Below are 26,894 nucleotides of genomic sequence, written 5' to 3' on the forward strand. Positions count from 1 at the left end.
CGGAAATTTAAACATATGGTTTTGATTTCAAATCGAAAATCAAATTTACTTTAAAAATCAACCAATTATATTCGTTTTTAACCCAATTTCAATTTTTATAATTAATATATGGAAAACATTTTCTGAAATTTGAGGTATAATGTATAATGAAAGTCGTTTTTAAAAAATTATTTATGAAAATAATTAATCCAAAGAAAGCATTCGTTCTCTCTTTTCTATTCGTTTCAAGTTTTGTTTTTGCTCAAGTGGGAATCAACACAACCTCACCAAATGCACAATTGGAAATCAAATCGTCAAATGAAACAAATCCATCAAATACTGATGGCATATTAATACCAAAAGTTGATGCATTTCCATCAACCAATCCCGGAGTAGCTCAACAAGGCATGATGGTTTATTTGACCACAACTTCCGGTAGTAATCCGCCCGGATTTTACTATTGGGACAATGGGACTACAACATGGATGGCCTTAAAAGGAACCGATGGAGGTACCCTTGACCAAGCGTATGATTTTGGCGGTCCCGGTGTAGGCAGAACAATTATTGCCAATAATGGTGCAGTTACAATCTCCGGAACAGATGGGTTAGTCTCTACAGGATTTTTTGGAGTTGGAGTTTTAGCTCCATCAGGTAGTGGCACTAGAATGGTTTGGAATCCAAGAAAAGCAGCTTTTAGAGCTGGTTTTGTTGATGGTAACCAATGGGATGATATAAATGTAGGTAATTATTCATTTGCAGTTGGAAGAAATTCTTTGGCAACAGGTGATTCCTCAGGTGCTTTCGGCTTTAATACTAGAGCAACCAATAATTATTCTTTTTCTTTTGGATATAATACTGAATCATCAGGATCATCTTCAATAGCAATGGGTTTTAATTCAGTTGCTTCGGGTAATTCCTCATTAGCAGTAGGAAACAATAATCTAGCATCTTCTACTGCTTCAATTGCATTTGGAAACAACACGATTGCTTCTAATTTAAATGCAGTTGCTTTTGGAGTTGGTACACAAGCTACTAATAATAATTCAGTAGCTTTTGGTGACAACACTCAAGCATCAGGTGGAAACACAGTAGTATTTGGTGTAAATTCAATTGCTTCTGGAAGTAACTCTGTTGCTTTTGGAGCTAGTACACAAGCAACCGGAATTCAATCTGTTGCGATGGGACAGAATTCTGTTGCAAGTGGACCAAATTCATTAGCAATAGGTTTAAATAATATCTCTATTGGCCCTAATTCTTCCTCATTAGGTTATTTTACACAAGCCAATGGATATGCATCAACAGCTTTTGGTTATCAATCTCAGGCAAATGAAGAAGCATCAACAGCTTTTGGAAGTAATAATTTAGCTTCCGGAGTTAATTCAACAGCTTTTGGAAGAAACACAATTGCCTCAGGTTTTGCATCAACTACTTTTGGAAGTAATACTGAGGCTAGTGGAGCTGATGCAACAGCTTTTGGAGAAAATACTCTAGCTTCAAATACTGGTTCAACATCATTTGGTTATAACACAATTGCATCAGGTTCTAGAGCTACATCTTTAGGAAATACAACTGTTGCAGGAGGAACTTCCTCTACTTCATTTGGGCATCATAATACAGCATATAGTTTTGGTGAAACGGTTCTTGGAATTGGTTCTACAGACTATACACCTTCACTAAATGGAAATATACGATTTAGAGTTGCCAATGCAACAGATCGACTATTCGTTATAGGAAATGCGATAGACTCGAATAACAATAACGTGGTAGATATCGCTGAACGTAGTGATGCAATGATTGTATTAAAAAATGGGCTAACTCGTTTACCTTCAACTACCAATGCTATGATTAATGCCGCTGATGGTAAAGCAGTTGTGACGAAAGAGTACCTTCAAAGTAATTCATCAGGCTCTCTAGATCAAGCTTATGATTTTGGCGGACCGGGTGTAGGTAGAGTTATTAATGCTGATGCTTTGGATGTTGCAATCGATGGAAATTATGGTTTAAGTATCAATAAAAATGTAGGACCACTTGAACATGCATTAAGAATTAACAATACTTCAGAAGTGCTTAATGGTGCTTCATTAAGAATTAGTTCAACATTTAACAATAATTCTGGTACCGGGATTGTAAACAGTATTGGTGGAGAATTAAGTTCAGGACAAACATTTACCGGTTTTCGAAATGTTTTTGAAAGTATTACTCCAACCTCTACAGCAAATATAAACGGAATATTCAATGTGTTTAATAATCCTTCAAATGCAAGTGTAACTGGAATAACGAACAGTTTTACAACCCCAGGTAATGGAAATAAAGTTGGCTACAATAATTCATTTACATCAACCGGAAACGGACAGTTTTTTGGACTTAATAATTTTTTTGGAGGCACTAATGTTTCTATTTCTTATGGAGTAAGAAATGATTATTCTTTATCTGCTAACGGGACTTTTTATGGTGTCTATAATTCCATCTCAGCCTCAAATGCTTCCACTTCAACAAAATATGGTGTGTTTAATACATTTCCGGCTGCAGCAGGTGGTCTTAAATATGGTGTTTACAGTGACGTAAGAGGAGCAACAGATTTTTCTGGCTATTTTTTAGGTAGAGTGGCAATTGGAGCAACGGCGGGTAATAATTACATTCTTCCATTATCTAGAGGTACAAACGGTCAAGTCATGCAAACGGATGGAGCTGGTAATGCATCATGGCAAAGTCCAACCACATTTGCTTGGGGTTTAAACGGAAATGCTGGGACAAATCCAACAACAAATTTTATAGGTACTACAGATAATGTAGATTTAATTTTTAGAAGAAATTCAGAAACAATTGGAAGATTGAGATTTGATAATGTTACTTTTGGTCGCAATTCTCTAACTAATTTGACAACTGGTTCTTTTAATGTTGCCTTAGGAACAGATAGCTTAAATACACTAACAACAGGGAGTAATAATATTGCTATTGGAATAAATACTCTGAGAAATAATTTGACAGGGAATGGGAATATCGCGATAGTAGGCAATGCATTGAGAGATTTACAATCGGGAATGGGGAATATCGCTATTGGAAACCAAGCATTACAAAGCTCAATTAATTCCAACGAAGCGATAGCTATTGGAAGTAGAGCTTTAATGTTACATAATTCTACAATATCAGTATCACGAAACATAGCTATCGGAGAAGAATCATTATATTCAAGCCAAGGGGTCAGAAATGTTTCATTGGGATATCAAGCAGGATATGGTAATATTGAAGGAAACAACAATACTTTTATTGGAACAAATGCTAATGTTCTAAATTCAAATCTTAATTATGCAGTTGCCATTGGAAGTGGTGCTGTTGTGGAAAGAAGTAATGCAATTGCTCTGGGTGGAAATACACCATTTACAAATACAAGAGTAGGAATAAATGTAAGCAATCCATTATTTAGTTTACATATAAATCAAATTGGGGCTTTTGGTTTAGGTTTGTCGAACGGAACAAACAGTTGGGAATTTTGGAATAATAATACTTTGCGAATGTATTATAATGGTATTCAACGAGGAAATTTTAACGAAACAAATGGTGTATATACCTCAATTTCAGATAGAAAACTAAAAACCAATATTCAACCTCTTGAGGAGATACTTTCTAAGTTAACTAAATTAAAACCATCTAGTTATACATTTAAGCATGATAACAAAAACACGAAGCAAATTGGATTAATTGCTCAAGAAGTTGAAGAGATCTTCCCGGAATTTGTCTACAAAAGCACTAATTCAGAAAGGCAGGAAGTTGAATTATATACTTTGGATTATTCAGGTATGTCGGTTATAGCCATCAAAGCCATTCAAGAACAACAACTCATCATTGAAAAACAACAAGCTGAAATTGCAAGGCTTAAACAATTAGAAGAACAAGTTCAACAATTAGTACAACGCCTTGAATCCCTAGAAAAAAAATAATGTTTGGAAGTTTAGTTAGTGGTTATCCCTTTCGTTTAGTGGTTTGCGAAAGGGATTTTTTTATAACTTTTTTATAACATAAGTCACTATGCCCCAAATGATTAATTGGTTTTCTTTTGTAATTTTGATTGGGTCAAACAGTTTGTTTTCGGGCATTAAAAAGACTTCTTCTTGAGTTACTTTAATGCGTTTTACCGTAAATTCCCCATCTAAAAAACAAACGGCAATTTTATTGTTTTTGGGTTCCAAACTACGATCGATGACCATAATATCGCCATCGTCAATTCCGGCTCCAATCATTGAGGTACCCGAAGCTTTGGCATAAAAAGTGGTTTCTCGGTTTTTCACCAACACGGCATCTAAACTGATTTTACTTTCATCAAAATCAGCCGCTGGCGAAGGAAATCCGGCCTTAATTCCCGCTTTAATAAAAGGAAGTTCGATAGGATTTTCTAAATCCGGGATAAAAAAGGTAAGTTTCGTTTTTGTCATATTTTTAACCACAATGAGCACAAAGAAGGCACAAAGTTCACAAAATTAAACATTAGTGACAATTTACTTTAAAAACATCCCGAATATCTGTCGTATATTTTGGTGAAAGTAAATGCTGCCGCATTTTCCAGGTGCGTTGCAAATCCTGATTGCCCAACCGAATCTTGCGTTCGCCGGTTTTTTGATGAAAAGCATCCATCACTTCCATGATTTTTTGATGCTTCGGATTTTCTTCTTCAAACAAATGAAATTGCTTTTGGTCTTGCGGAATTATTTGCGTGACAATAATACCTGCTTTTTTGTAAATTTCACCTTCTTCAAACAGTTCTTTCAACATTTTTACCGCTAAATTACTGATTGTGATGGAGGAATTACTGGCAAAAGGCAAGGTTTCCATACGGTAAAAATTATACCGCTCTCGTTCTATTTTGTGTTTGTCTTTTCTGAGGTATAAAATGACTCCGTAGCAACATGATCGTTGTTTGCGAAGTTTCTCCGCACAAACGGTAGCAAAGGTAGAAACGCGTTCTTTCATTTCGTCAAAAGTGGAAATCGTGCCATCAAAACTGCGGGTTACAGCAATGTTTTTCTTGTCTTTGGGTTCTTCTAATTCCAATACCGATTGACCCAATAATTCCAATCGCAAACGGTTGCCCACTACGCCCATTTCTTTTTTGATAAACTGTTCGTGTTGCGGTAGCGTAAAATCATAAGCGGTATGAATATTTTGACCTTTCATTTTTTTGGTCAACCGAAACCCGATGCCCCAAACGTCTTCAATTTTGGTCCATTTTAAGCCTTTGATGCGTTTTTCTTCCGTATCCATCACATAACTGCCTAAGGTTTCTTTTGGAAATTTACGGGCGATTTTATTGGCTACTTTGGCCAAGGCTTTAGTAGGAGCAAAGCCCACAGAAACGGGAATACTCAACCATTTCAACGTTCGCCTTTTCATTTCTAAACCGTATTGTTGGTAATCGGGGATATTTATGCCATCAAAGTTGAGGAAGGCTTCGTCGATGCTGTACACTTCTATGTTAGGAGTGAATTGTCCTAAAACTGCCATGACCCGACTACTGATGTCTCCATATAAGGCATAGTTAGAAGAAAAAACCGTAACCTGATGTTGTTTCAATACCTGTCGCATTTGAAACTCAGGAGCTCCCATCGCAATGCCAAGGGCTTTCGCTTCATCACTGCGGGAAATGATACAACCGTCGTTGTTGGACAACACGACCACCGGTTTTCCATTCAGTTGAGGTTGAAACACCCGCTCACAGGAAACATAAAAGTTATTACAATCCACTAATGCATACATGGTATAAAGGTAGTAGATTGTACCTTTTTTTGGAAACAAACGAATGTTAATGTTGATAAGAAATTGGAGTTGGGATGGAAGTTGGGAGTCAGGAGTTGGGAGTTTTCAGTCACCAGACACCAGATAACTCACAACACCTTCTCATACGCTCGTCTCGGACTTCCTCTGAAATGCACAATGCCACAGAAAACAAAACCGGCTTTTTCAAAAATGTTCATCATGGCAAAATTATCATGATTGGTGTCAGCTTTGAGGCTACGGATGTTATTTTCTAAAGCGAATGCAGCAATAAAATCAATGATTTTTTTAGACAAATTTTGGCCGGTATAACCTTCCGCAATGGCTACACGATGAAAAACAACAAAGTCACCGGTGGTCAACCATTTGCCTTGCAAGTTATCATATTCCGGTTCGTCGTTGATTAAAACGGCACTGTAACCTACAATTGTTTCCCCATCGGTTAATACATAACCAATTCCTTTTTCAATGTCTTGTTGGATAATTTCCGGATTGGGATAACCGTCTTGCCATTGGTTGCTACCATCGGCTTTTCGGCGGAGAATAGCATGTTGCAAAATAGTCCAGATGTGTGGAGCATCGATGGGGGTGGCTTTGCGGAATTCGTAGTTCATCTTAATCTGTGTTCTGATATATAATGAAAGTTACAAAGTTAGCACAATTTTCTATTGAAGCACAGCCTGCGTGAGTGATTGAGCCATTGTTTGAGCTCTTTTTGTTTCAGCCCAACGGGCTGTAACAAAAAAGCGAGTGGTGAAAGCACGACCCTTGGGGCACGCCCAAATTATTTTACTAATTTTTCCAATTTTTTTTTCATTTATGTTCTAAGAAATAACGAACTGATGAATGATGAACAACGAATGATGAAAAAAAAAACGTCTCGATTGCTCGAGACGTTAACCATTCATTCGGTAATCTAAATAATGTATATTATTCGATCACAGCTACTTGAGCTGCTACTTTACCTTTTCTACCTTCTTCTTCTTCATAAGAAACGCGGTCACCTTCTCTTAGCTCTTCAGCTTTGATTCCAGTTGCGTGAACGAAGATGTCTTTTCCGGTTTCTTCATCTGTGATGAAACCATAACCTTTAGACTCATTGAAAAATTTTACTGTACCTGTACGCATTGTGTAATAAAAAAATAATTAATAATGGCCAAAGGTAAACTATAATTAAATACGAATGTTAAACCAATGTTACTTTTTTGTGAAAATTATTGATTTTCAGTGTTTTCCTCGTTTTTTTTGTCAAATTTAAACATATAGTCCTCTAAATTCTTGTTTTTGTATCGATGCCATAAAAAAACCGGCATGAGCACTAATGCACTGATTAATACACCAATACCCACCCATTTGTCGCCTTCGTCTCCGATGGTATTTTTAATGTAAAATCCGTAGCCAATAAAGGCCAAAACGATAAAGAACAGAATGCGAATGACGTATTTCATGGTTTTGTTTTTAATAAAAACCACATAGAAACATAGAATGAACGGATTAATTAAAGGGTCGTTTCACTCTAATTAGTAGAACATAGCTATGCGAAATCAAGCATTGATCTATGTTTAGTAGACTTGTCAAACCTATGTTTCTATGTGGTTAAATGGTTTTATTTTAGGTTTAATTTGATGTGTAATTCGTTTAATTGTGCTTCGTCAATAGCAGAAGGAGCATCTATCATGACATCGCGACCACTGTTGTTTTTTGGGAAAGCGATGAAATCGCGAATGGTTTCTTGTCCGCCTAAAATCGCCACCAAACGGTCTAATCCGAATGCTAAACCTCCGTGAGGTGGTGCACCGAATTGAAAGGCATTCATTAGGAATCCGAATTGGTTTTCGGCTTGTTCGGGTGTGAATCCCAATAAGGAAAACATTCTGCTTTGTAAATCTCGGTCGTGAATACGAATAGAACCACCACCGATTTCATTTCCGTTTAACACCATATCGTAGGCATTGGCACGGACTTTTCCGGGATCCGTTTCAATCAATTGCATATCTTCCGGTTTGGGCGAAGTGAACGGGTGGTGCATGGCGTGGTAGCGTTGCGACTCTTCGTCCCATTCCAACAACGGAAAATCAACTACCCAAAGGGGAGCAAACTCGTCCGGTTTTCTTAAACCTAAACGGGTGGCAACTTCCATACGAAGGGCTGATAATTGTGTTCTGGTTTTATCGGCTTTACCGGAAAGAATTAATATTAAATCGCCGGGTTTGGCGTTAGTGATTTCAGCCCATTTTTTCAAATCAGCTTCGTCATAAAATTTATCGACGGATGATTTTAGACTGCCATCTACTTCATATTTGACATATACCATACCTGAGGCTCCTACTTGAGGACGTTTAACCCAATCGATCAAGGCGTCAATTTCTTTTCTGGAATAGGAGGCACAGCCCGGAACGGCAATTCCGACTACTAATTCGGCTGCATTAAATACCGGAAAATCTTTGTGTTGAGCTACGGCGTTTAACTCACCGAATTTCATCTCAAAACGAATGTCCGGTTTGTCATTACCGTAGGTTTTCATGGCGTAATCGTAGGTTATTCTTGGGAATTTCTCTACTTCTATGCCTTTGATTTCTTTCAATAAATGTCGAGTCAATCCTTCGAACACATTTAAAATATCTTCTTGTTCCACAAACGCCATTTCGCAATCGATTTGGGTGAATTCCGGTTGACGGTCGGCACGCAAATCCTCGTCTCTAAAACATTTTACAATTTGAAAATATTTATCCATACCGCCCACCATCAACAATTGTTTAAAAGTTTGTGGCGATTGCGGTAACGCATAAAATTGTCCTTCATTCATTCGACTCGGCACGACGAAATCTCTTGCTCCTTCAGGTGTAGATTTAATCAAATAAGGCGTTTCAATTTCGCAAAAACCTTGATTGGATAAATAGTTTCGTACTTCCATCGACACTTTATGACGGAAAATCAAGGAGTTTTTAACCGGATTTCTTCGGATGTCCAAATAACGGTATTTCATGCGGATGTCTTCACCACCATCCGTTTCATCTTCAATGGTAAACGGAGGAAGTTGAGCAGCATTTAAAACGGTTAATTCCGAAACCAAAATCTCAATATCTCCGGTAGGAATGTTTTTATTTTTTGCTTCGCGTTCGATTACAGTACCTTTAATTTGAATTACGAATTCTCTTCCAAGTGTTTTGGAGGCTTCAAAAACTGATTTTTCGGTTCGACTTTCATCAAATATTAATTGTGTAATACCGTAACGGTCGCGTAAATCGACCCAATTCATAAATCCTTTATCACGCGATTTTTGCACCCAACCTGCTAAGGTAACTTCTGTATTAATGTGCGAACTGTTTAATTCCCCACAAGTATGACTTCTATACATCTTAATTCGAAATTTTTTGAGTTGCAAAAGTAGTATTTTGTTTGAAGAAATTTGATTTTTTAGGGTAAAAGGTAATGGAAGATGGGCGATTGGTCATCCTGATTACCCATTACCGATTACCCATCGTCATATTTCCAATGTTAAGTTTTTACCCAATGTTACTAAATTGTTAAGTAAAAGTTTTTTTATTGTAAAATAATGTGTATATTTGTTTAGTAATTGTTAACCTGCTAAAAACGAAAGATTATGAAAAAGCTATTTATTACAGCAATGCTGGTAGTTTCGGGAGCTTTATTTGCTCAAGATGATAATGCAAAACATGAAGTAGTTGACCAAATGGTGAAGTCAACTTTTTATCACGATAATGGTCAAGTGCAACAAGAAGGTTTCTACAAAGATGGAAAAGTGCACGGACAATGGGTTTCGTATGATGAAAACGGAAACAAAGTGGCAATGGGTCAATACCAAAACGGAATGAAAATTGGCAAATGGTTTTTTTGGACCGGAGCTGATTTAACCGAAGTGGATTACTCAGAAAGCAGAATCGCACAAGTGAAAAAATGGTCACAGGGGGCTATAGTGCAAGTAAATAAGAATTAACTACCTAAATATTTAACCAAATAAAAGAGCTTCTAGAATGAAGCTCTTTTTTTATTGTATTTTCTTTTTATTGCGATTTAGTTCTTTAAAGGAGGAAATGATTTTTTCCATTGCTTCGATATGGTCTTCTTTTCTTTTTTGTTCTGTCCAATTCACAATTTGATAATAATGTTCTTTTCCTTTAAAAAAGCCAAGTTGGTAATAAATATCTAGTCCGTCTACTGTTCCGCTTACAGTCATTAGTTTGGCTTCCATACCATTTATTTTAGTGCTTTCTAAAGGAGAAATTTTTCCTTTTTTAATAGCAGCAGACAAATTATCCTTCAACAAATAGGCGTATCCGTTTAAATCAGGGGAATAATTTTCCTTTAATAGAAAATCAAATTTCACCATGTCATTAAAGTCTGCAATCGGTTCGTCAATTACAATGGTGTAAAATTCACTAAAAATATTTTGGTATTGTAAGGAAGCATCTTCATGTAGATTGTCTGCTTTGGATAGTATTTTGGGCAGTTCAATTTCATATTGACCTTTTACTTTAATGGATTGCACTTCTTCATTGGCACAGCTTAAAAAAAGAAAAGAGATTAAAATAAAGCTAATGAGGTGGATTTTTTTCATATAAATATTTTGTGCAAGATAAAAAAAACCACGTTCGCACGTGGTTTAATGGGTTAATTTGTTTGTGGATTTATATCTAATTCTTTTTTCTTTTTCTTTTTGACTTTAATTTTTCCTTTGTGTAATAAAAAAAACATGACCGGAACAATTACCAAGGTAAGGAAAGTGGCAAAAATTAATCCGTAAATAACCGTTTTGGCCAATGGTCCCCAGAAAATTACGTTATCACCTCCCATGTAAATATTTGGATTATAATTGATGAATAAACTAAAAAAGTCAATATTCAATCCGATTGCCAGTGGGATTAATCCTAAAACGGTGGTAATAGCGGTTAATAATACCGGTCTCAAACGCGAGCGACCTCCTTCTACAATCACTTCTAAATATTCTTGTTTGGATAATAATCCGTTTTCGTCTAAACCTTTTTCGTGTAATTTTCGGTCGATCAACAATTGGGTGTAATCAATTAACACAATTGCATTGTTCACCACAATTCCAGCCAAGGATATGATTCCCATCATGGTCATGATGATCACAAAATCATCGCCGAAAATTGCCATACCAAAAAACACGCCACCAAAACTCAGTAACACGGAAACCATGATAATGATTGGTTTGGAAACCGAATTAAATTGAGCCACCAAAATCAAGATAATTCCACCAAGAGCAATTAACAACGCTCTTACTAAAAAGCCCATGTTTTTCGATTGTTCCTCTTGCTCGCCCGTGAATGAGAATTGAATGTCATCACTAATTTTATAATCTTCCAATTCTTTTTTGATTTTTTCTACAATTTCATTTCCGTTGTAGCCGGTCACTACATTTGAGTAAACAGTGATTACACGTTTTAGATTTTTACGTTTAATGGTATTAAAAGTAAACGAATCTTCTTTACTGGTTAAAGATGCAATAGGTACTTGAACCAATTTTCCTGTGGCTTGGTCTCTAAACGTGATGGGTTGGTTGTATATTAAATTATTGTCATTGCGTTGTTCTTCCGGTAATCTGACATTAATTTCAAAATCGTCTTTTCCGTCTTTATAGGTAGATATTTTTTCACCAAAAATCGCTCTACGCAACGTTTGCCCTACTTGTCCGGATGTGATGCCAAGTTGTCCGGCTTTGTCTAAATCTACTTTAACATCAACGCCGGGTTTTAATTTGTTCACATCAATTTTTAATTCTTCGATACCGGCTATATTTTTTGCATCGATAAAGTCTTTCATCTTTTGAGCTTCCAATAGCATTGCATTGTAATCTTCACCAGAAATTTCAATGTTTACCGGATAACCCGCCGGTGGACCGTTTTGTTCTTTTTCAACAATAACCGAAACTCCGGCATAACCCTGCACAGCAGAACGGATTTCTTCCATTACTTCCAAACTGTTTTTGCCTTTTCGGTATTTGAATTCCCGCATGGTTAAGGTTACTTTTCCGCGGTGTGGCATATCATTTTGAGAACCACCATCTGTTTGTGGGTTCCCGGAACCATTACCTACTTGACCTATGGCACTTTCAACCATATAATTTTCTCCATCCTCCACATATTTGTTGGCAATGGCATATACTTTTTCTTCAATTTTTTTGACAAATTCATTGGTTTTTTTGATATCGGTTCCTTCCGGGAATTCGATGTAGACCATAATTTGGTTGGGTTGATTTTCGGGAAAGAACAAAGTTTCAGGGTCTGATATTTTTAAAGCTACTGTTGACACATAAAGTAAAATAACTGTACCAATTAAAAAAGCAATTGGCTTCCTACCTCCAAGAGCAAACTGCAAAAAGTTTCGGTATTTGTTTTCCAACCATACTAAAATGATACGTTGGAAGAAATCTTGAGCACGAATCAGGTAGTACTTATATACCCAAAGCATAATTGCAAAGAAAATCATCAGATTTCCTAATCCTTTTAAGCCACCGGATTTTGAAACAAAACCTAAAATCAGCACAACCAAACCAATTCCGCCTATAAATCCGCTTAATTTGATAAGGGATTTTTTGGTCATTTCTTCTTCTTTCAGTTTCATAAAATCGGAAGTAAGCATCGCATTAATAACCAATGCTACAAACAAAGAAGAAAATAACACCACTGAAAGCGTCATTGGGAAGTAAATCATAAATTTACCCATGGTTCCCGGCCATAATCCCAGAGGGAAAAAAGCGGCAAGCGTTGTGGCTGTTGAGGCGATGATAGGCCACGCAATTTCACCAATTCCTTCGATAGCAGCTTGTTTTCTTGATTTTCCTTCACTCATTAAGGTGTAGACATTTTCTACCACCACAATTCCATTATCTACCAACATCCCAAGCCCCATAACCAGTCCGAAAAGCACCATCGTGTTTAGGGTAATTCCGAAAGAAGCTAAAATCATATAGGACATAAACATCGAAAGTGGAATGGCAAATCCAACAAAAACGGCATTTCTGAATCCTAAAAAGAACATTAATACACCAATAACCAGAATAACCCCGAAAATGATGTTGTTCACTAAGTCATCCACTTGTGCAATCGTTCGAGTGGATTGATCATTGGCATAAGTGATGGTTAATCCTTCCGGAAAGAAATTATTTTGAGCCTTTTCAATAATTGTTTTTACCCCATCAACAGCCTCCACCATGTTTTTTCCACTACGTTTTTTGATGTCGAGCATAACCACCGGTTTTCCATAATCACGAGCAAAAGTGGTGCGTTCTTTTTCCTTAAATGTAATCGTGGCAATATCACGTAGATAGACATTTCCGTTTTGATGTTTAACAATAATGTTTTCCAGGTCAGCCGGTTTTTTGATTTCACCAATAACTCGAATATTCTTTTTTATACCATTATTAGAAACGCTACCACCGGAAACCGTTTTGTTTTCAAATCGAACATTATTGATGATGTCATCAAAACTCACTTGTGCGGCGGCCATTTTGTACATATCCACTGCAATTTCTACTTCCTTGTCTTCTGCTCCACGAATAGCTGCTTCTTTTATTTGTGGCAAACGTTCAATACGTTCTTCTAAATATTCGGCATATTCTTTTAATTTTTCTGAAGTGAAATCGCCGGTAAGATTGATGTTTAAGATGGGTACTTCTTCCGCAATATTCAAATCAAATACATTGGGTTCTACTTTACCGCCGCCGTCCAATGTAGGCCATTCTGTATCCGATTTAACTTTGTCAACTTTGTCTTTTACCTTTTGTTTAGCATCTTCAACCGAAATATCTTCGTCAAATTCAACCAATATCATGGAATAATCTTCCAACGTATTCGAGGTTATTTTAGTAACACCCGAAATGTTGTTGAATTCCTCTTCTAAAGGTTTGGTAATCAGTTTTTCAACATCTTCAGCCGAATTTCCGGGATTAATGGAACTCACATAAATTTTCGTTTCAATAATTTCGGGAAAACTTTCTCTCGGCATGGAATAATATGACATTAATCCACCAATCAAAAGAATGGCTGTAATGACATAAACCGTCATTTTATTATTAATTGCCCATGTTGATATGGCAAATTCTTTGTTTATTTTATTACTCATCAGAGGTTTTGTTTTATGAGTTTATTTATTTGATAATTTCAACAGTGATGCCGTCTTTTAACGATTTTGCACCATCAGTAACCACCATTTCTCCCGATTCTAAGCCGGATTTCACTTCAACAAAAGAACCGGAAGTATAACCAATTTCGATTTTCTTTTGGCTCACTTTGGCCGTGTTGTTTGATTCAACTTTATTTACGACATATACAATTTTACTGCCGTCTGCGGTTTCTTGAAGAATATTTTCCGTTAACAATAATGCTTTCGGATTTTTGTAATCTTCAATTTTTAAAACCGCTACCTGATTTGGGCGAAGTAAATTATCCGGATTTGGCAATGCAATTTCAATACTAAATGTTCTATTGTTAGGATTAATATAATTGCCAATTTGACGAACTTTCCCTTGGTATGATTTTCCTAAAGCATTCAAATAAACGTTAACGATTGCACCTAATTTTAGTTGAGCAATGTAATTTTCCGGCACATTTGCGGTAACATACATATTGCTTAGATTGACAATTCGGAATAAATCCATTCCGGGAGCAACCACTTTTCCTCTTTCGGTGATTACCTCGTCAATTGTTCCTGAGAAAGGAGCTACAACATTCGTTTTATTTAATTGTGATTTAATCTGAGCCACCACTTTTTGTTGACTCTCTAACGTTGTTTTAGCTTGTAAGAACTGAATTTCAGACCCAATTTTTTGGTCCCAGAGATTTTTTTGACGCTCAAAAGTAGTTTTAGCTAAAGCTAATTGCGTTTCAGCTTGAGCTAATTGAGCACTCATACCGCCATCGTCAATTCGGGCCAAAAGTTGTCCTTTTGAAACTTTTTGACCTGCTTTTACATACAATTGAGTTAAAATCCCTGAATATTCCGGGCTAATAACAATATTTTCTTTGGTTTCTACATTTCCTTGGATTTCGATGTAATGGTTAAACAGCGTATCTTTTAAGGTAATTGTTTTCACCAACGGATTTTTTTTGTTTGGATCTAATTCGGCAATCGCTTTGTCTAGTTTTGCCAATTCGGCTACTAATTTTTCATATTCTTTGTGAATGATTTCTCTGGATGATTTGATTTGGTTTAAATCTTTCGATTTTACAACTTCATCAACGTTTACTTCTTTGTTTCCGCCTGAGCAAGATAGGAGTAGAAGTGAAAGTGCAGCTAAGTATAGATTTTTTTTCATAATGTATATATTGATTTTTGATTGATTTAATTTGTTTGTCCGATTGCTTTTTCTAAAGCTGCTTTTTTGTTTACAACGTCTATCATTGATTGTAGATAGCTTTGTTGAGCTGAATATAATTGACGTTGAGCATCTGTAAAGTCAAAACTGGTGGAAAGACCTTCTGTAAATTTTACTTGTTGTTTTCGTTCAATTCGCTCTGCTAATAATAAATTTTCTTTGGAACTGAAATACTGTTCAACACTGTATTCATAATCACTTTTAGCGTTTTGGTATTGCAGTTTCAAACGTTGTTCGGTTTCTGTCAATTGAGTTTGGGCTTGTTCTAAGGCGATTTTTGCTTGTTGAACCTTGGCTGTTTTTCCAAAACTACTAAATATTGGTACGTTCAAACTTACACCTAAGTTAGAGTAGTTTAACCACCTTTGATTGGGGGTAAAAAACTGAAATTGATCGCCAAAAGCATTGTAACCAAAATTGACATTGGCGGAGAGTGAGGGTAAAAATTTACTTTTTTCCAATTTCATTTCCAACGTTCGTTGTTCTACAAAATTGGTAGAAAGAGCATAATCAATATTGTTTTTCACCTCAAACGATGAACCGGTTAATGCCATATCTAAATTAGAAGTTGTTAGGTTTTCTAATTTGTCAGTTAATGATAGTTCCTCTTCCAATTCAATTCCTAAATTAATTTTCAGCATATTATAAGAAATGTCTTTTAGACGTTTGGTATAATTCAAACTACTGTTAATGCTGGAAAGTGTAATTTTTAATTGTTCAACATTTTCTTCCTCAATCAAACCGTTTTTAAACGTTTGTTCGGTATCAAATAATGTTTTTTCCAATGTTGCTTTGTTTTTTTCGAGTATAGAAATATTTTCCTCAGCTAACAATACATTTCCATAGGAATTAATAATCATTTCACGCACTTCCAAATCAGTTTTCTTTTTGGAACTTTCAAAGTATTGCAAATACGTTTTTGAAGCTTGTAGTGCTACAATATAAGAACCATCAAAAATGAGTTGGCTTAAAGTTGAACGTGCCACCATCGAATGCTTTGTTCCAAAAGGTACAGTTACAAACTCTTCTTCGCTATCAGGTATAAAAGCACCGGGAATCACAGACTGTTGAATTACAAAGTTATTTTGATAATCCAATCCCGCATTAATTTGAGGCAGACCGGTGGCGGTGGTTTCCCATTTTTTCTTCTTGGCCGCTTCGATATCTAAACCGGAATTTTTGGCCGCATAATTATATTGTAAAGCATGTTCAATCGCCTGCTGAAGCGAAAATGAATAGCTTTTTTTAGTTTCTTGTGCCTGCATACCTAAACAAGCGAACAAGAGGAAGAGTGATAATTTCTTCATAGTATAGATTGATGATTATGATTTATTAGTTATTTTTTCTAAAACTTGGAGTCCTTTGGTGGTTGAAATTGCACGCACATGATAGTCGAGGTATAATTCTTCCATCATCCTAAAGTTGTATGATTCATCTGAAAAGACATTTTTATCTTTTAAAGCATGAACACAGGAATAGTATATTTTACTGATGAATTCAATGTCAATTCCCGGTCGATAAAGACCCGTTTCAACTCCTTTTTTGAGATTGGTTACAACGCAATCTTGCATTTTACAATATTCTTTCCCATGTAAAGTTTTGTAGATTTTTGGAAAATATTTTTGCAACTGAAAAATAGGCGAAGCTTTTTCATCCTTTAATTTATGTAAAACAAAGTCTTTAATTTCAAACAATTCTTCAATCGCATTTTTATCCGGCTGGCATATCTGATCAATTCCACATGAGATAGTTTCAAACATTTGCATGGTTACTGCTTCAACCAAATCATTTTTATTGGAAAAATGTTGGTAAATTGTTTTTTTTGAAATTCCCATTTCATTGGCAATGTCATCCATTGTCACACTTTTAAAACCAAGTGTTAAATACATTTCAGTTGCTTTTTCAATAATTTGTTCTTGCATTATAATTTGATTTTTATGACTAAAATTCGCAGCAAAAGTATAACGGAAACTTTTAACACCAAAATAGTTTCCAAAGTATTTACATTTATTTAACATTTGATTTGCTTTTGAGTCTTCTGATAAATTTCGGGGTTACGCTTTTTTTGGTTTTCTTTGTATTCCATTAAACTAAAAATTTTATTCAATGCATTCAATTGCGGTTTACCAAGAACATTTTCTGGTTCATTTAGAAAATGAAAAAATTTTAAAAGAGCCTAAAAATTTATACGAACCCATCGACTATATTTTGCGTTTAGGCGGAAAAAGAATGCGTCCGGTTTTAACTTTACTTTCAACTGAAATTTTTGATGCTGATTTTAAAAATGCACTTTCTGCGGCTACAGCGGTGGAAGTTTTTCATAATTTCTCTTTGGTTCATGATGACATCATGGATGACGCTCCTTTACGCAGAGGAAAAGAAACCGTGCATGAAAAATGGAATTTAAATACCGGAATTTTATCAGGAGATGCCATGTTGATACTGGCTTATCAATATTTTGAAAGTTATGAACCAAGTATTTTTCGCGAATTAGCCAAATTATTCAGTAAAACTGCCTTAGAAGTCTGTGAAGGGCAGCAATATGACGTTGATTTTGAAACACGGGATGATGTTTCCATTTCTGAATATTTAAAAATGATTGAATATAAAACCGCTGTTTTGGTTGGGGCCGCGATGAAAATGGGAGCCATTATTGCCGAAACTTCCGATGAAAATGCCAATTTAATTTATGATTTCGGATTGAATTTAGGTATCGCTTTTCAATTGCAAGATGATTATTTAGACTGTTTTGGTAATCCTGAAACATTTGGAAAACAAGTGGGTGGTGATATTATCGAAAACAAAAAAACGTATCTTTACCTTAAAGCAATGGAGTTTGCCAAAGCAGAAGAACGAGAACAATTATTGCATTTATATTCCATTCAACCGAATGATAATTCCGACAAAATTGAATCCGTAAAAGAATTTTTCAATCAAACCGGTGCATCAAAAGCTACGCAAAAAGCGATAGAAGATTATACAATGAAAGCCTTCGAAACCTTAACCAAAATGCAAATTGGCGAAGAAAAAAAGATGGTTTTGAGAACGTTTGGTGAGAAGTTGATGAAGAGAGATGTTTAAATGGCAAGTTATAAGTTTCAGGTTTCAAGTTTTTGGCTTTTTGAGTTGATATAAAAGAAAAGTATATAGAATAAAATCCTTTCAAATCCATTTTCGCCTGCGAACAAAAAAATCAGCGAACATCCATTCAATCTTTCCAATCAGTGTTCTATTAAAAATCAACAATCAAAAATCAACAATCGCTAATCCAATGTATCCCATTCCAACTTCAACCGATCATCTTTTAACGGAAGCAGAAAAAGAAAATCTGTACCTCAAACTCATTGAACAACTCAACAAAGATTTCAATTTTGCCAACGAACCGGTTGATTTTCCGTTAAGCACATCGCCAAACGAATTAAAAATTCAATTGCATGAAAAAGTGTATCGACTCATTCAATACAAATTTGCCGAATATTTGAATTTACTCTATATCATCGATGTTTCCGAAGATGAAGTCAAAAAACTCAACGGAGATGACATTTCAGAATTGGCAGGAGAGGTGGCTTTTTTAATTTTAAAAAGAGAATGGCAGAAGGTTTGGTTTAGAAATAAACTCTAACAAACGGCATCCAAGCCTCCGAATACACATTTCGATTATCATTGTGTAGCACATTATAACGCAAACCAATTGTTACATTATTCGTTTGATAACCGGCTCCTAAAAACAGTCCGGTGTTCCAAAAATTGTCTTTTACAGAATTGAAATTGTTTTCATAAGTAGTGTTTACACGCAATTGTTCTAATTCAGCCGAGAGCTGTATTTCAGGAATAGGATTACCCAAAACTATCATACTGGCACCATAAATATAGGATTCAAAAAAATTCTTTTGTTTCACATAACTTCCTTGAATTCCAAAACCTAAACTAATGTACTGATTAAAGTCATAAATTGCTCCGGGTGCGAGTGTAATATCAGTATAATTGTTTCCTAGGGCTAAGCCAAATCCACCTCCAAAACGAACCTTTGACCAAAACTCACTTTTTTGAGTCGCTGAAACGGATTGTTCAGACTGTGCAATCGAGTTTTCCATACCAAAAATAAATACCAATAGGAAAATTAAAATGGGAAGTTTTTCAGCGTTTTTCATATCTATATCTTTTTAGCAATTTAAAACATAAAAGTATGCAAAAATAAATGAAAGATTATGGCAATTATTGTACTTTTGCAAAACTATTTTTAACAAATAAGGTTTATTACTACTAATTATGGATAGGTTTTCCTTTTTAAACGCTGCACACACTCAATTTTTTGCCGATTTATATGAACAATATACCGTTAATCCGGATAGCGTTGAACCCAGCTGGAGAGCCTTCTTTCAAGGTTTCGATTTTGGTCTGGAATCGGCAAATGACAATGAAGCCGTTTCACAATTGGCGGATTTTTCTGCAGGAAATCAAGACTTTAGTCTCGTTTCGGATAAATTACAAAAAGAGTTTAATGTTCTTAAATTAATTGATGCTTACCGAACGCGAGGACATTTATTTACCAAAACCAATCCTGTTCGTGAGCGAAGAGTGTATGTCCCCACATTGGCAATCGAAAATTTTGGATTAGCATCCTCTGATTTAGATACCGTTTTTGATGCTGCAAAAGTATTGGGGCACGAACCAAAACCATTGCGTGAAATTATTATACATTTAGAGAATGTCTATTGTCAATCCATCGGAATTGAATACATGTATATCCGTAAGCCGGAAGTCATCGAGTGGATTCAAAGACGTTTAAACATCAATGATAACTTACCAAATTTTAACGTTGATCAGAAAAAACATATATTAAATAAATTAAACGAAGCCGTTTCGTTCGAAAACTTCTTACATACAAAATACGTAGGCCAAAAACGTTTTTCTTTAGAAGGAGGCGAGAGCATTATTCCTGCTTTAGATGCCTTAATTGAATCGGCAGCTGAAAAAGGAGTAGAACAATTTGTGATGGGAATGGCTCACCGAGGTCGTTTGAACATCTTAGCCAACATTTTTGGCAAACCAACACAAGACATTTTCTCCGAATTTGACGGAAAAGATTACGATAAAGAATATTTTGACGGTGATGTAAAATACCATTTAGGATTAACCGCTGACAGAAAAACAAAATCAGGTAAAAACATCAACATTAATTTGGCTCCAAACCCTTCTCACTTAGAAACGGTTGGTGCGGTGATAGAAGGAATTACCAGAGCAAAACAAGACAAATATTTCCCTAACGATTTCTCAAAAGTTTTGCCAATCGCCGTTCACGGAGATGCCGCTGTGGCCGGACAAGGAATTGTTTATGAAATCATTCAAATGTCCCAATTAGACGGTTATAAAACCGGAGGAACAATCCATTTGGTAATTAATAACCAAGTTGGGTTTACAACGAATTACCTTGATGCTCGTTCATCTATTTATTGTACGGATGTAGCCAAAGTAACGCTTTCACCGGTTTTGCATGTCAATGCAGACGATACCGAAGCTGTAGTGCATGCCATGCTTTTTGCCTTAGATTTCAGAATGACATTTGGTCGTGATGTGTTTATTGATTTGTTAGGTTACAGAAAATACGGTCACAACGAAGGGGATGAACCTCGTTTTACCCAACCTGTTTTATATAAAATTATCGCAAAGCATAGAAATCCGAGAGACATTTATGCTGAAAAGTTAATTGTTGATGGAATTGTTGACCAAGCCTACATCAATAAAATCGAAAGCGATTATAAAGCTAAATTAGACCAAAATTTAGAAGCTTCCCGCAAAAAAGAATTGACAATCATCACTCCCTTTATGCAGGATGAATGGAAAGGTTTTGTACAAGTTTCAGACGATGAAATGTTGAAAAAAGTCAAAACTACCTTTGACAAAAAGAAATTGGATGTGATTGCAGAATCCATTTCAACTTTGCCGTCGGATAAAAAATTCATCAATAAAATCAGCAAAATTGTTACCGACAGAAAAACGATGTACGACAATGATGCTATTGATTGGGGAACTGCCGAGACTTTAGCTTATGGTACATTGTTAATGGAAGGCTACGACGTTCGAATTTCCGGTCAAGACGTAGAAAGAGGAACATTCTCCCACCGTCATGCCGTTGTAAAAGTGGAAGACAGCGAAGAAGAAGTCATCTTATTAAACGGATTAAAAGATAAAAAAGGAAAGTTCAACGTGTTCAACTCGTTCCTTTCTGAATATGGTGTTTTAGGTTTCGATTACGGATATGCCTTAGCCAATCCAAACGCACTAACCATTTGGGAAGCACAATTTGGTGATTTCTCTAACGGTGCCCAAATTATGATTGACCAATACATTTCCTGTGGCGAAGACAAATGGAACAACCAAAATGGGATTGTGCTTTTATTGCCGCATGGTTACGAAGGTCAAGGTGCCGAGCATTCTTCTGCCAGAATGGAACGCTACTTGCAACTTTGTGCCCGTCACAACATGTATGTAGCCGATTGTACCACACCGGCAAACTTTTTTCACTTGTTGAGAAGACAAATGAAAACCAAGTTCCGTAAGCCTTTAATCGTGTTTTCACCAAAAAGTTTGTTGCGTCATCCCTTATGTATATCTACCAAAGAAGAACTATACAATGGAAGTTTCCAAGAAACCATTGACGACAATTCGGTTGACAAAAAGAAAGTAAAAACTCTCGTATTTTGTACCGGAAAATTTTACTACGATATTTTAGCCGAAAGAGAAAACTTAGGCAGAAATGATGTAGCTTTGGTAAGAATTGAACAATTGTTTCCGTTGCCAATCGAGCAATTAAAAGAAATAATCGCAAAATATCCTAACGCAGATGATTATGTTTGGGCACAAGAAGAACCAAAAAACATGGGAGCTTACAGTTTTATGTTAATGAATTTTGACTTGGTTAAATGGCGATTGGCTTCGTTAAAAGCCTATGCAGCTCCAGCCGCAGGAAGTCACACCAGAGACAGAAGACGCCACGCCGATGCAATCAGAATGGTATTTGACAAAAATTTATTTAGATAAAAATTTGTTTCAAGTTTCAGGTTTCAAGTAAACAAAAACCTGAAACTTGAAACCTGAAACTTTTAAACCAATATTAGATATGATTTTAGAAATGAAAGTTCCCTCTCCGGGAGAATCTATAAAAGAAGTAGAAATCGCAACTTGGTTAGTTAAAGACGGCGATTATGTTGAAAAAGATCAAGCCATTGCTGAGGTTGATTCAGATAAAGCCACATTGGAATTACCTGCCGAAGCCAGCGGAACCATCACCCTAAAAGCAGAAGAAGGTGACGCCGTAGCCGTTGGAGCAGTCGTTTGTTTAATCGATACTTCAGCTGCAAAACCAAGTGGTGATGCTCCAAAAGCCGAAGCAAAACCAGCTGCTGAAACACCTAAAGCGGAAGTAAAAGTTGAAGCTCCAAAAGTAGCACCAGCACCTGAAAAAACCTATGCTACGCAAGCTCCTTCGCCGGCAGCTCGTAAAATATTAGACGAAAAAAACATTCAACCTTCCGATATTGTTGGAACAGGAAAAGGAGGAAGAATAACCAAAGAAGATGCGATGAACGCTGTTCCTTCAATGGGTACACCCACCGGTGGGAACCGTGGTTCAGAGAGAACTAAATTATCAATGTTACGACGTAAAGTAGCTGAGCGATTGGTTTCGGCTAAAAATGAAACGGCGATGTTAACTACTTTTAATGAAGTGGACATGACTGCCATTTACGATTTACGTGCAGAATTTAAAGATGCTTTTAAAGAAAAACACGGATTAGGATTAGGATTTATGTCGTTTTTCACCAAAGCGGTGACAAGAGCATTGCAGTTGTATCCGGATGTCAATTCTATGATTGACGGTCAAGAGAAGATTTCGTATGATTTCTGTGATATTTCAGTTGCCGTTTCCGGGCCAAAAGGATTAATGGTTCCGGTAATGCGAAATGCAGAAACTCTTTCTTTTAGAGGGGTAGAAGCTGAAATTAAAAGACTGGCTTTACGTGCCCGTGATGGACAAATTACGGTAGACGAAATGACGGGTGGAACATTTACCATTTCAAATGGTGGAGTTTTCGGGAGCATGTTATCTACTCCAATTATCAACCCACCACAATCCGGAATTCTTGGAATGCACAATGTAGTGGAAAGACCGATTGTAAGAAACGGCCAAATCGTAATTGCTCCGGTGATGTATGTTGCTTTGTCCTACGACCACAGAATCATCGACGGAAGAGAATCAGTTGGTTTCTTAGTAGCTGTAAAAGAAGCATTAGAAAACCCTGTAGAACATTTGATGGGTGGAAACGCTAAAAAAGCATTGGAACTGTAGTAATCATTTCAATAAAAAATAAAATCCCGGTTAGAAATTCTAATCGGGATTTTTTTATAAAATAATATCTTATCTCCTCGAAATAAAATCATTCAATTCATCTGCACTTGATGAAAATGAGAACACATTGTTTACTTTAAAGTAGTTTTGCGGTTCTACACAGGCATCAAAAGCAAATTTAGCAAAGTCTAATTTAGTTTCTTCAAAAGCAAAAATTTTACAGATCTCTACAATTTGATTGGTGTTTAAACAATTGTTTTGGGCAATTTGTTTGGCGGTTTTTAATCTTGACTCATCGAATCCTTGGTTTTTGATGGTTTGTAATGCACTGTTGAAATTCCCATTATTCATAGGTCTGGCACCATAACAACCCTCTTGTAAAGGTTCTTGAACGACTACAGCAGTTCCACCACCGGTTGTTGTTACTGTAGTAGTTTCAGTAATGGTAGTACTCCCCGTCATAATTGGGTCATTGATGGAAATGTTTACCCCAACACCACCAACATTCACACCGGCATTCACCCCTCCATTAGTTGTAGTAGTGGTAGTAGTTGTTTGTTGAACCACACCTACGGGGGCAGATTGTTGCACAATTACTTGTTGTGGTGGAGCAGGTTGTCCCCAACGGCGAACATATACATTAGAAGGAGGGATAAAGCCATCCACCACCGGAATCATCGAAAAGAAATTCAATTTCATTTTAGATGGTTTGTTTTTATCCCGACGAATTTTATAGGTTACATCCATAAAAACACCATCAACATCGGCAATTTGAAGAAAGTTTTTAGAAATTTCTTGTCGTAATTTATCCTCAAAAATAATTTTGGCGTTGTAATACGGTTGTACTAATTCTTCTACACGGATGTTTGTTTGTGGTTCATCATTCATCCGTTCTCCATTCAAAATCAAGTAAAATTTATCACCGTCTTCAGAAAAAATGGTTAAATGACCAAATGGCTGAATCTGTCCAAAAGAAAGGGCAGAAACAATAAATAATAAACAAGTTAAAGTAGTTTTTAGTTTCATATACAATTGTTTTAAAGTTCTAAAATTAAGTATTATGCAAGGAGATTTCCAAATATAATGCCAAAAAAACAGATCATTTAATTTATCTTTTTATTATTTTAATAGTTTCATAATCTTCAACGCTTATTAGTTTTAGAAAATAAATTCCGGATGTCAAAATACTTAAATCAAGGGTTGTTTGTTGTTGATTAATTTTTAACAAAATTATACGTTGTCCTAGAGCGGAAATTATTTCAATTTCATTGATTTCGGAAGAGTTACTAATTGATAAAAAATCAACAACAGGATTTGGAAACACTTTCAAATTTTCAAACAGATTTTCATCAAGATTTAATCCACATTCAGTTGAAAAAAGCACACTTTCAGTAGACCATAAGCCTTGTTCTAATTCTGAACATCTATAACGTACTTGATACTTATAATTTGTGCATGGTAAAAGATTACTTATCGCTGCGGGGTTGCTATTTACGGTAATAAAGGATGAGTTTGATTGAGCATTTTCGGATAAATCAGTAGTCAGAAAGATATCATATTGTTGGGGGTTGTAATCAGTTCCCCAACTCAATAGAGCGGTTGTTTCAGTACTGGAAATAAATTCTAAATTAAACGGCCAAAAAAAGCAACAGTCCGTTGTGCAATTCGAAATTCCTGAAAAAATTATAGAATTTGGGTTTCCTTCTCCATAATTTTTTGTGAATATTGTTTGTTCAAATGAACTAATTACTCTTAGTTTGATTTGTTCAGGATGATTCCCACCTTCATTCCAAACTAATTCAAAAGGAGAACTATCACATAAAAAAACGGTGTCTGAAAACATACTCCCATCAACAAAATTTAGCCCTATCGTTTTAATGGCTTCCCCATTTTGATAAAATGTCATAGAATTACCATTCCACCCCGAATTATCTAAACTTTCCAGAAGTACTGTATAAATACATTGTTCAGTAACATCACAAGTGTTATTTTGTGCGTTTGAGATTAACGAAAAGCTAAATAGAAAACTAAAAATGAAACGATTTATGTGGTTGCTTTTCATTAGGATAGCGTTTGAATTAATCAAAAATAACACAATTATTTCAAATACAAACAATGATTATAATAGTCAATAATGGCTTTGCCTTCTAATAAAATATCTGCTCCAATAATGCCATGAACAGGTTTGGCTTTGTATTGTGTTAAGGCTAAATTGACATGCGTTAAATCGAAAATAACCAAATGCAGATTTTTAGTTTTCCAACGACCGATTTTTAGACTGATATTTTTACCAATTTGCGTTTCCATTCCGGTTGCTCCGGCACCAGCGGCTTTAGTTTTAGAAGCTTTGGCATTTACGTTAAAATGCTCAACTTGATCAAATCCAATGCAACTGTTGGATGCTCCGGTGTCTAAAATAAAGTTACCTTTTACACCATTTATACTGGCTTTTATCAATAAATGTTGGGTTTTAGAAACCTTAAAACCAATTTTTTTATATCCTGAATCTTTTAAAAGATCTTGTAAGTTCTTCATTTTGCAATTTTGAAGTTCAAAAGTAATTCAAATTAAAGTCAAAACAAAGTCGTATAGACTATCTTGAATTTTACCTATTTTTGCCGCATGATTTTAACCGACACCCATACCCATTTATATTCCGAAGAATTCGATTTAGATCGTGATGAAATGATGCAAAGAGCTATTGCAAATGGTGTAACTCGTTTTTTTGTTCCGGCTATCGATTCCACTTGTACACCATCGATGTATGAGTTAGAAGAAAATTATCCGGAAAATGTTTTTTTAATGATGGGATTGCATCCGTGTTATGTCAAAGCCAATTATCTAGAGGAATTAAACCACATCGAAACTGAATTAGCGAAACGAAAATTTATTGCCATCGGCGAAATTGGCATCGATTTATATTGGGATAAATCAACCCTCGAAATTCAAAAAAACGCCTTCAAACATCAAATTCAATTGGCCAAAAAATATAAATTGCCGATTGTGATTCATTGTCGCGAATCATTTGACGAGATTTTCGAAGTGTTAGAATCGGAAAGAAGTGATGATTTATTTGGTATTTTTCATTGTTTTACCGGAAATTTTGAGCAAGCTCAGCAAGCCATTTCACTGAATATGAAATTGGGAATTGGCGGAGTTGTAACGTTTAAAAATGGAAAAATCGATCAATTTCTTCACCAAATTGACATGAAACATATTGTTCTTGAAACGGATTCCCCTTATTTAGCTCCCGTTCCTTTTCGCGGAAAGCGGAATGAAAGTAGTTATGTTTCTTTAGTTGCTGAAAAATTAGCTGCTATTTATGGTATTTCAGTTGAAGAAGTAGCGAAAATTACAACTGAAAATTCAAAAGCAATTTTCGGGATTTAACGATATCATATCTCAAAAGTCACATTTTTTTTGTTCATTTGTGCATTAAATAGC

At 35.7% G+C, this 26,894-nt stretch carries 22 protein-coding genes; 7 read left to right on the forward strand and 15 right to left on the reverse strand.

Translation table 11 applies throughout. The annotated features are described in order from the left end of the window. Nucleotides 1-173: 173 nt before the first annotated feature. Nucleotides 174-3,917, forward strand: a complete 3,744-nt coding sequence (locus EQG68_RS00240) for a tail fiber domain-containing protein (protein WP_164975351.1) — start codon at nt 174-176, stop codon at nt 3,915-3,917. 60 nt (nt 3,918-3,977) lie between these two features. On the opposite strand, the gene EQG68_RS00245 is transcribed toward EQG68_RS00240, so the two are convergent. The 6 genes from EQG68_RS00245 to aspS all read right to left on the reverse strand — a co-directional run bounded on the left by EQG68_RS00245 (nt 3,978) and on the right by aspS (nt 9,103). Further along, nucleotides 3,978-4,409 (reverse strand): LexA family protein, encoded by a 432-nt coding sequence (locus EQG68_RS00245; protein ID WP_129462783.1) that lies wholly within the window; start codon nt 4,407-4,409, stop codon nt 3,978-3,980. A 52-nt stretch (nt 4,410-4,461) separates the two neighbouring features. Beyond that, entirely contained in the window at nt 4,462-5,766 is a 1,305-nt protein-coding gene (locus tag EQG68_RS00250; protein ID WP_317125504.1) for a Y-family DNA polymerase, read from the reverse strand. 89 nt (nt 5,767-5,855) lie between these two features. Further along, nucleotides 5,856-6,365 carry a GNAT family N-acetyltransferase gene (locus EQG68_RS00255; RefSeq protein ID WP_394343604.1) on the reverse strand — a complete coding sequence of 170 codons (510 nt, stop codon included), beginning with the start codon at nt 6,363-6,365 and terminating at the stop codon, nt 5,856-5,858. 310 nt (nt 6,366-6,675) lie between these two features. Next, entirely contained in the window at nt 6,676-6,873 is a 198-nt protein-coding gene (locus EQG68_RS00260) for a cold-shock protein (protein ID WP_129462785.1), read from the reverse strand. Between the two features lie 86 nt (nt 6,874-6,959). Further along, nucleotides 6,960-7,193: a hypothetical protein gene (locus EQG68_RS00265; protein WP_129462786.1), complete on the reverse strand. Its 234-nt coding sequence runs from the start codon at nt 7,191-7,193 to the stop codon at nt 6,960-6,962. A gap of 158 nt (nt 7,194-7,351) precedes the next feature. Continuing rightward, entirely contained in the window at nt 7,352-9,103 is a 1,752-nt protein-coding gene (gene aspS, locus EQG68_RS00270) for an aspartate--tRNA ligase (RefSeq protein WP_129462787.1), read from the reverse strand. A 246-nt stretch (nt 9,104-9,349) separates the two neighbouring features. Between aspS and EQG68_RS00275 the strand changes: the two genes are divergently transcribed. Further along, complete coding sequence (locus tag EQG68_RS00275) at nt 9,350-9,703, forward strand: toxin-antitoxin system YwqK family antitoxin (RefSeq protein WP_129462788.1); 354 nt, start codon at nt 9,350-9,352, stop codon at nt 9,701-9,703. A gap of 51 nt (nt 9,704-9,754) precedes the next feature. On the opposite strand, the gene EQG68_RS00280 is transcribed toward EQG68_RS00275, so the two are convergent. Genes EQG68_RS00280 through EQG68_RS00300 form a run of 5 tightly spaced genes read right to left on the reverse strand, consistent with a single transcriptional unit; the run spans nt 9,755 to nt 17,025 of the window. Continuing rightward, entirely contained in the window at nt 9,755-10,324 is a 570-nt protein-coding gene (locus EQG68_RS00280; RefSeq protein WP_129462789.1) for a hypothetical protein, read from the reverse strand. A gap of 53 nt (nt 10,325-10,377) precedes the next feature. Further along, nucleotides 10,378-13,851, reverse strand: coding sequence for an efflux RND transporter permease subunit (locus EQG68_RS00285; RefSeq protein WP_129462790.1), 3,474 nt, complete (start codon nt 13,849-13,851; stop codon nt 10,378-10,380). A gap of 25 nt (nt 13,852-13,876) precedes the next feature. After that, nucleotides 13,877-15,043, reverse strand: coding sequence for an efflux RND transporter periplasmic adaptor subunit (locus EQG68_RS00290; RefSeq protein WP_129462791.1), 1,167 nt, complete (start codon nt 15,041-15,043; stop codon nt 13,877-13,879). 26 nt (nt 15,044-15,069) lie between these two features. Further along, a complete protein-coding gene (locus tag EQG68_RS00295; protein WP_129462792.1) occupies nt 15,070-16,410 on the reverse strand; it encodes a TolC family protein in 1,341 nt (446 codons plus the stop codon). Between the two features lie 15 nt (nt 16,411-16,425). Continuing rightward, a complete protein-coding gene (locus tag EQG68_RS00300; protein ID WP_129462793.1) occupies nt 16,426-17,025 on the reverse strand; it encodes a TetR/AcrR family transcriptional regulator in 600 nt (199 codons plus the stop codon). A gap of 184 nt (nt 17,026-17,209) precedes the next feature. On the opposite strand from EQG68_RS00300, the gene EQG68_RS00305 reads away from it, so the two are divergent. Both EQG68_RS00305 and EQG68_RS00310 read left to right on the forward strand, forming a co-directional pair. Then, nucleotides 17,210-18,184, forward strand: coding sequence for a polyprenyl synthetase family protein (locus EQG68_RS00305; protein WP_129462794.1), 975 nt, complete (start codon nt 17,210-17,212; stop codon nt 18,182-18,184). Nucleotides 18,185-18,374: 190 nt separating this feature from the next. Then, entirely contained in the window at nt 18,375-18,725 is a 351-nt protein-coding gene (locus EQG68_RS00310) for a hypothetical protein (protein ID WP_129462795.1), read from the forward strand. Here the strand turns inward: EQG68_RS00310 and EQG68_RS00315 are convergent. Next, on the reverse strand, nt 18,709-19,254 hold the full coding sequence (locus EQG68_RS00315) for a hypothetical protein (protein WP_129462796.1): 546 nt from the start codon (nt 19,252-19,254) through the stop codon (nt 18,709-18,711). The two genes, EQG68_RS00310 and EQG68_RS00315, sit on opposite strands and share 17 nt — an antisense overlap. Before the next feature lie 118 nt (nt 19,255-19,372). Here EQG68_RS00315 and EQG68_RS00320 point away from each other — a divergent pair, with 118 nt between their 5' ends. Beyond that, nucleotides 19,373-22,144: a 2-oxoglutarate dehydrogenase E1 component gene (locus EQG68_RS00320; protein ID WP_129462797.1), complete on the forward strand. Its 2,772-nt coding sequence runs from the start codon at nt 19,373-19,375 to the stop codon at nt 22,142-22,144. A 79-nt stretch (nt 22,145-22,223) separates the two neighbouring features. Next, complete coding sequence (odhB, locus tag EQG68_RS00325; protein ID WP_129463038.1) at nt 22,224-23,450, forward strand: 2-oxoglutarate dehydrogenase complex dihydrolipoyllysine-residue succinyltransferase; 1,227 nt, start codon at nt 22,224-22,226, stop codon at nt 23,448-23,450. A 69-nt stretch (nt 23,451-23,519) separates the two neighbouring features. Here odhB and EQG68_RS00330 read toward each other — a convergent pair whose 3' ends face one another. The 3 genes from EQG68_RS00330 to EQG68_RS00340 form a co-directional block, all read right to left on the reverse strand. Continuing rightward, entirely contained in the window at nt 23,520-24,476 is a 957-nt protein-coding gene (locus tag EQG68_RS00330; protein WP_129462798.1) for a DUF4476 domain-containing protein, read from the reverse strand. 82 nt (nt 24,477-24,558) lie between these two features. Continuing rightward, nucleotides 24,559-25,512 carry a T9SS type A sorting domain-containing protein gene (locus tag EQG68_RS00335; protein ID WP_129462799.1) on the reverse strand — a complete coding sequence of 318 codons (954 nt, stop codon included), beginning with the start codon at nt 25,510-25,512 and terminating at the stop codon, nt 24,559-24,561. Between the two features lie 35 nt (nt 25,513-25,547). Further along, on the reverse strand, nt 25,548-25,985 hold the full coding sequence (locus EQG68_RS00340; RefSeq protein WP_129462800.1) for a retropepsin-like aspartic protease: 438 nt from the start codon (nt 25,983-25,985) through the stop codon (nt 25,548-25,550). A gap of 87 nt (nt 25,986-26,072) precedes the next feature. Between EQG68_RS00340 and EQG68_RS00345 the strand changes: the two genes are divergently transcribed. Next, on the forward strand, nt 26,073-26,840 hold the full coding sequence (locus EQG68_RS00345) for a TatD family hydrolase (protein ID WP_129462801.1): 768 nt from the start codon (nt 26,073-26,075) through the stop codon (nt 26,838-26,840). The last annotated feature ends 54 nt before the right edge of the window (nt 26,841-26,894 follow it).

It is taken from the genome of Flavobacterium piscinae, from assembly GCF_004122145.1.
GTDB lineage: Bacteria > Bacteroidota > Bacteroidia > Flavobacteriales > Flavobacteriaceae > Flavobacterium > Flavobacterium piscinae.